Source organism: Candidatus Pantoea gossypiicola, from assembly GCF_008632075.1.
Taxonomy (GTDB): Bacteria; Pseudomonadota; Gammaproteobacteria; order Enterobacterales; family Enterobacteriaceae; genus Pantoea; species Pantoea gossypiicola.
This window is the reverse complement of the sequence record NZ_VWVM01000042.1, coordinates 1-5,047: the sequence shown is the minus strand read 5'-3', so window position 1 is coordinate 5,047 and position 5,047 is coordinate 1. Positions and strand designations below refer to the sequence as shown.

4 protein-coding genes, 4 tRNA genes and 1 rRNA gene are annotated in these 5,047 nt (G+C 51.8%); 1 reads left to right on the top strand and 8 read right to left on the bottom strand.

The window, feature by feature from the left end; genetic code table 11:
* From F3I20_RS23640 to F3I20_RS23620, 5 genes are all read right to left on the bottom strand, one after another.
* On the bottom strand, positions 1 to 463 hold a 463-nt coding region (locus F3I20_RS23640; RefSeq protein WP_150019666.1), incomplete at its 3' end, for a GTP-binding protein.
* A 108-nt stretch (positions 464 to 571) separates the two neighbouring features.
* A tRNA-Thr gene (locus F3I20_RS23635) sits at positions 572 to 647 on the bottom strand.
* Positions 648 to 652: 5 nt separating this feature from the next.
* A tRNA-Gly gene (locus F3I20_RS23630) sits at positions 653 to 727 on the bottom strand.
* A 190-nt stretch (positions 728 to 917) separates the two neighbouring features.
* A tRNA-Tyr gene (locus F3I20_RS23625) sits at positions 918 to 1,002 on the bottom strand.
* A gap of 8 nt (positions 1,003 to 1,010) precedes the next feature.
* A tRNA-Thr gene (locus F3I20_RS23620) sits at positions 1,011 to 1,086 on the bottom strand.
* Positions 1,087 to 1,797: 711 nt separating this feature from the next.
* Between F3I20_RS23620 and coaA the strand changes: the two genes are divergently transcribed.
* Positions 1,798 to 2,745, top strand: a complete 948-nt coding sequence (gene coaA / locus F3I20_RS23610; protein WP_009092666.1) for a type I pantothenate kinase — start codon at positions 1,798 to 1,800, stop codon at positions 2,743 to 2,745.
* 43 nt (positions 2,746 to 2,788) lie between these two features.
* Here the strand turns inward: coaA and birA are convergent, their stop codons facing one another.
* The 3 genes from birA to rrf all read right to left on the bottom strand — a co-directional run bounded on the left by birA (position 2,789) and on the right by rrf (position 5,047).
* Positions 2,789 to 3,748, bottom strand: coding sequence for a bifunctional biotin--[acetyl-CoA-carboxylase] ligase/biotin operon repressor BirA (gene birA / locus F3I20_RS23605; RefSeq protein WP_150016049.1), 960 nt, complete (start codon positions 3,746 to 3,748; stop codon positions 2,789 to 2,791).
* The gene (gene murB / locus F3I20_RS23600; protein ID WP_150016048.1) at positions 3,745 to 4,782 is read right to left on the bottom strand and encodes a UDP-N-acetylmuramate dehydrogenase; all 1,038 of its coding nucleotides are present in this window, start codon (positions 4,780 to 4,782) and stop codon (positions 3,745 to 3,747) included. Before murB ends, birA begins: the two co-directional genes overlap by 4 nt.
* Positions 4,783 to 4,931: 149 nt before the next feature.
* Positions 4,932 to 5,047, bottom strand: a 5S ribosomal RNA gene (gene rrf / locus F3I20_RS23595).

Here is a 5,047-nt window from a genome sequence, read left to right as displayed (position 1 = left end):
GCACTTCCATCTCAACCAGTTCCAGCAGCTCTTCATCATCAACCATGTCGCACTTGTTCAGGAACACGATGATGTAAGGAACGCCAACCTGACGACCCAGCAGGATGTGCTCACGGGTCTGTGGCATCGGGCCATCAGTCGCAGCAACAACCAGGATCGCGCCGTCCATCTGCGCAGCACCGGTGATCATGTTTTTCACATAGTCGGCGTGGCCTGGGCAGTCAACATGAGCGTAGTGACGTGAAGCAGTCTCATACTCAACGTGTGCGGTGTTGATGGTGATACCGCGGGCTTTTTCTTCAGGGGTGCTGTCGATCTGGTCGAATGCACGCGCCTGGCCGCCGTTGGTTTTTGCCAGTACGGTAGTGATAGCTGCAGTCAGGGTGGTTTTACCGTGGTCAACGTGACCGATGGTGCCCACGTTTACGTGCAGTTTGTTACGTTGAAATTGCTCTTTAGCCATCGCTAGTCCCTCTAAGACACGGATATATCAATGATATCATCACATTAACCAGGCAATGCCTGACTGCAAGGAAGTTACAGAGAAAATCAGGAGGGAGATTAAAGGAAGTGGTGCTGATACCCAGAGTCGAACTGGGGACCTCACCCTTACCAAGGGTGCGCTCTACCAACTGAGCCATATCAGCACATCTGGAGCGGGCAGCGGGAATCGAACCCGCATCATCAGCTTGGAAGGCTGAGGTAATAGCCATTATACGATGCCCGCATCCTGGAACTCGGCTACCTGTTCTTTCTGTAGCTTGCAGATAACAGTGAATGCTTCTCTGCTATCTACTGTCTGCCAGCGAAGCTGACCGACGTTGACTTCGCTAACGCTCAGTCTGAATTCAGGGTGATAAGTGACTCACCTGACAGATAAACAGGTCGTTTATCTGTACTCAACCGCGAGGCTGAGATGGTGGTGGGAGAAGGATTCGAACCTTCGAAGTCTGTGACGGCAGATTTACAGTCTGCTCCCTTTGGCCGCTCGGGAATCCCACCTACTTGATTGGTGCCGGCTACCGGAATCGAACTGGTGACCTACTGATTACAAGTCAGTTGCTCTACCAACTGAGCTAAGCCGGCATCAAGTGGAGCGCATTCTAGGAAGGTCGGGCCCTGGATGCAACTAAAAAATCGCATATTTTTTTCTATCGCTTACTATTTGTGCAAATCATCGCATTTTAACGTTTTTATGCAGATTATTTGTGCAATCTGGCTCAGTTTTCACGACTTTACTCTGGCTGTGCTGCGCCTCTGCCCCTCTCTTTGCAATGCCTGCCCCCAGCGTTCTCGATTCGATTATTTCGCTTATTCCTGAAAAAAGATCCCGGCCAGGCGCTGACTGTCGGTTTTTTCGTCACACAAGACCGATTTTTCCATGAAGACGACATCCCTTTTCTACAACAGCACCCGGCAGAATCATCTGGATGGCGTGCTTATTGATGGGATGTCGCATTTGCTTCATTACGGGGCTTAATGCGTTGCTCTGCCACCGGAACAGGTTAACAAGGCTGTTACGGACTGAAAACGGGAAAAAGCCTGGGACGGATTTATAACGTCATTGTCTGTTATAAAGTCGTTAATGGCTTGGCTAATGGCGCGTTTTGTGGCTATACCGACGAAAGCGAGATCACAGTTATCTTTTTACTTCTGTTAAAAGCCATACTGGTGATACCCTCCAGCCCATTGTTCTCACTGATAAACCAGCGATTCGTGATTCAAATTACCTGCGTTGTCCTGCTTATCGGATAACACGCCGGTGATAGCAATGAATTTGCGGTCAGATGCATGCTTATGGATAAAACGACTCCCCTGACAACGCCCTACTTAGAATTCACTCGTGAGCAGTGGGCGGCATTACGTGATTCCGTTCCTATGACGCTATCAGAGGAAGAGATTGCGCAGCTGAAAGGCATCAACGAGGACCTTTCTCTGGAAGAGGTGGCAGAAATTTATCTGCCTCTCTCGCGCCTGCTTAATTTCTATATCAGTTCAAATGTGCGTCGGCAGGCTGTACTGGAGCAGTTTCTGGGCACTAATGGGCAGAAGATCCCTTACATCATCAGTATTGCGGGTAGCGTTGCCGTCGGTAAAAGCACGACAGCACGTGTATTACAGGCATTGCTCAGCCGCTGGCCTGAACATCGGAAAGTGGAATTAATTACCACGGATGGCTTCCTGCATCCTAATGCCGTGCTCAAAGAGCGTGGCTTAATGAAGAAGAAAGGATTCCCGCAATCCTACGATATGCACCGGCTGGTCAATTTCGTCTCTGATTTAAAGTCAGGTGCCAGTCAGGTTACCGCTCCGGTCTATTCGCATCTGATTTACGACGTTATCCCTGATGGCGATAAAGTCATACAGCAGCCGGATATTGTGATTCTTGAGGGGCTCAACGTCTTACAGAGCGGTATGGACTATCCCCATGACCCCCATCACGTCTTTGTTTCTGACTTCGTCGATTTTTCAATCTATGTCGATGCAGAAGAAGATCTTCTGCAAAGCTGGTACATCAATCGTTTCCTGAAATTCCGCCAGGGTGCCTTTACCGATCCCGACTCCTACTTCCATCACTATGCCCAGCTCTCCGAGGCGGAGGCCGTTGAGATAGCGGGTAACCTGTGGAAAGAGATTAACTGGCTCAATCTGCAGGAAAATATTCTGCCGACTCGAGAGAGAGCCAGCCTGATTATGACGAAAAGCGGCGATCACGCTGTCGATAAAGTCCGCCTGCGTAAATAACGCCAGTGATAAAAAAGCCTGCATTCATGCAGGCTTTTTTTATTCAGACGGGACGTAACGATATCTCTCCGCCAACCCATGCCTTTATTTCGCCATCCTGTTCCAGTAACAGCCCACCCTGGCTGTCAACACCGCGCGCAATACCGTGCACTTCGCGTTCACCGATGAGCAACTTAACAGGCCGGTTAATGAAGTTGTCCAGCGCGGCCCAGCGTGTCACAAAGGGCGCTAACCCCTCCTGCTCAAAGAGTGGCAGTGCCTTGCGCAGACGATTAATCAGACGAGCCGCCAGCTCGTTGCGATTCACCATTACTCCGGCTTCCTGCAGGTTGATCCAGCCCTGATTAATCTGGGAGGCATCAGCGGTGCGCATTGCCAGATTGATACCTGCACCGATCACAATCTGCGCAGCATCGCCCGTTTTCCCTGTCAGTTCAACCAGGATACCGGCTAGTTTGCGATCGTTAAGATAGATGTCATTAGGCCATTTTACCCTGACCTCATCTGCGCCAAGTGAGCGTAATGTCTCCGCCATGATGATACCGATGACCAGGCTGAGCCCCATTGCCGCTGCGGGGCCCTGTTCCAGTCGCCAGTACATCGACATATAGAGGTTAGCGCCAAATGGAGAGAACCACTGACGGCCCCGGCGTCCCCGACCCGCCTGCTGATATTCAGCAATACAGGCAGCACCAGATGGCATGTCATGCATGCGCTCCAGCAGGTACTGGTTCGTTGAGTCAATCACCGGTATCACCGAGACATTGCCCTGCTCAACCTGCGAGAGAATCGCCTGCTCATCCAGTAGCTGGATTGGCGCAGGCAAGCTGTAGCCTTTACCGGTGACGGTATAGACATCAAGTCCCCAGCTTTTCAGTGTCTGGATATGCTTGTTGATGGCAGCCCGGCTCATTCCCAGCGTCTCACCCAACTGCTCGCCAGAGTGAAACTCACCGTCAGACAAAATATCGACCAGCTTTAACGGGACATTGTGGTCTTTCATGCGATCACCTCGACGGCATTGCATTCACCCTGTGCCTGAATAAACCGAACTTCAGGCTCAAGCCAGACATCAAACTTCTCCCCTACCCGGGCGCGTACCGCTCTGGCCAGCGCCACGATGTCGGCAGGCAGGGCATTGTCAGCATTGATTAGCACCAGAGCCTGCTGCTGATGAACGGCTGCGCCCCCGATGCGATAGCCTTTAAGCTGGCACTGATCGATCAGCCAGCCCGCTGCCAGCTTCGTTTCTCCCTCTGGCATCAGATAGTGCGGCATGGCGGGGAACCGGGCCAGCAGAGCGCTGCACTGCGCCTGCGTCACCACCGGATTTTTAAAAAAGCTGCCGACATTTCCGGTGACTTTCGGATCCGGTAATTTGCTCTGCCGCATCTGGCACACTGCGTGATAGACATCCCAGGCATTGGCTGTCACCGGGTTAAGCGTTTTCAGATCGCCATAGGTTAATACCGGCTGCCATTGCTTAGGCAGGATCATCCCGACGGCGACGATGACATAGCCTGACTGGTAGTGATGTTTAAAAATGCTGTCACGATAGCCAAACTCACAGGCTTCACGGTCGAGGCGTTCTGTCTCACCACTGTGCAGATTAAGCACATCCACGTATTCGCAGACATCTTTTAATTCCACACCATAGGCACCAATATTCTGAATCGGTGCAGAACCCGTCATGCCTGGGATCAATGCCAGGTTTTCCAGGCCGGTAATCCCTTTTTCCAGCGTACTCTTAACCAGCTGATGCCAGTTCTCACCTGCCCCGACATGCAACTTCCAGCACTCAAATTCATCCCGAATTTTGATACCTTTAATGCGATTCAGCACCACGGTACCGGCAAAATTCTCCAAAAAGAGGACATTGCTGCCTTCACCGAGCACAAGGAAAGGCGTTTGATCCTGCTGGCTGGCCTGCCATGCAGCCAGAATGGCGGCAGGCGTCTCAGCGACGATGCGTTTTTGTGTATGTACTTCAAGCCCAAGTGTGTTGTCGGCTTTTAAGGAGGGATGCTGGCTGGACATTTGACGGCCTTAACTGAGTTATCTGGCCGTAGTTTACCGTATCAGAGAGGGGTTCTCAGGCAGTTTTCGGAGATTATGGTGCGGTTTTTACGATCTGCAGACGTAAAAAAGCCCCGCACTTTCGTGCGGGGCTTCTCTACTTATATGATGCCTGGCAGTTCCCTACTCTCGCATGGGGAGGCCCCACACTACCATCGGCGCTACGGCGTTTCACTTCTGAGTTCGGCATGGGGTCAGGTGGGACCACCGCGCTAAAGCCGCCAGG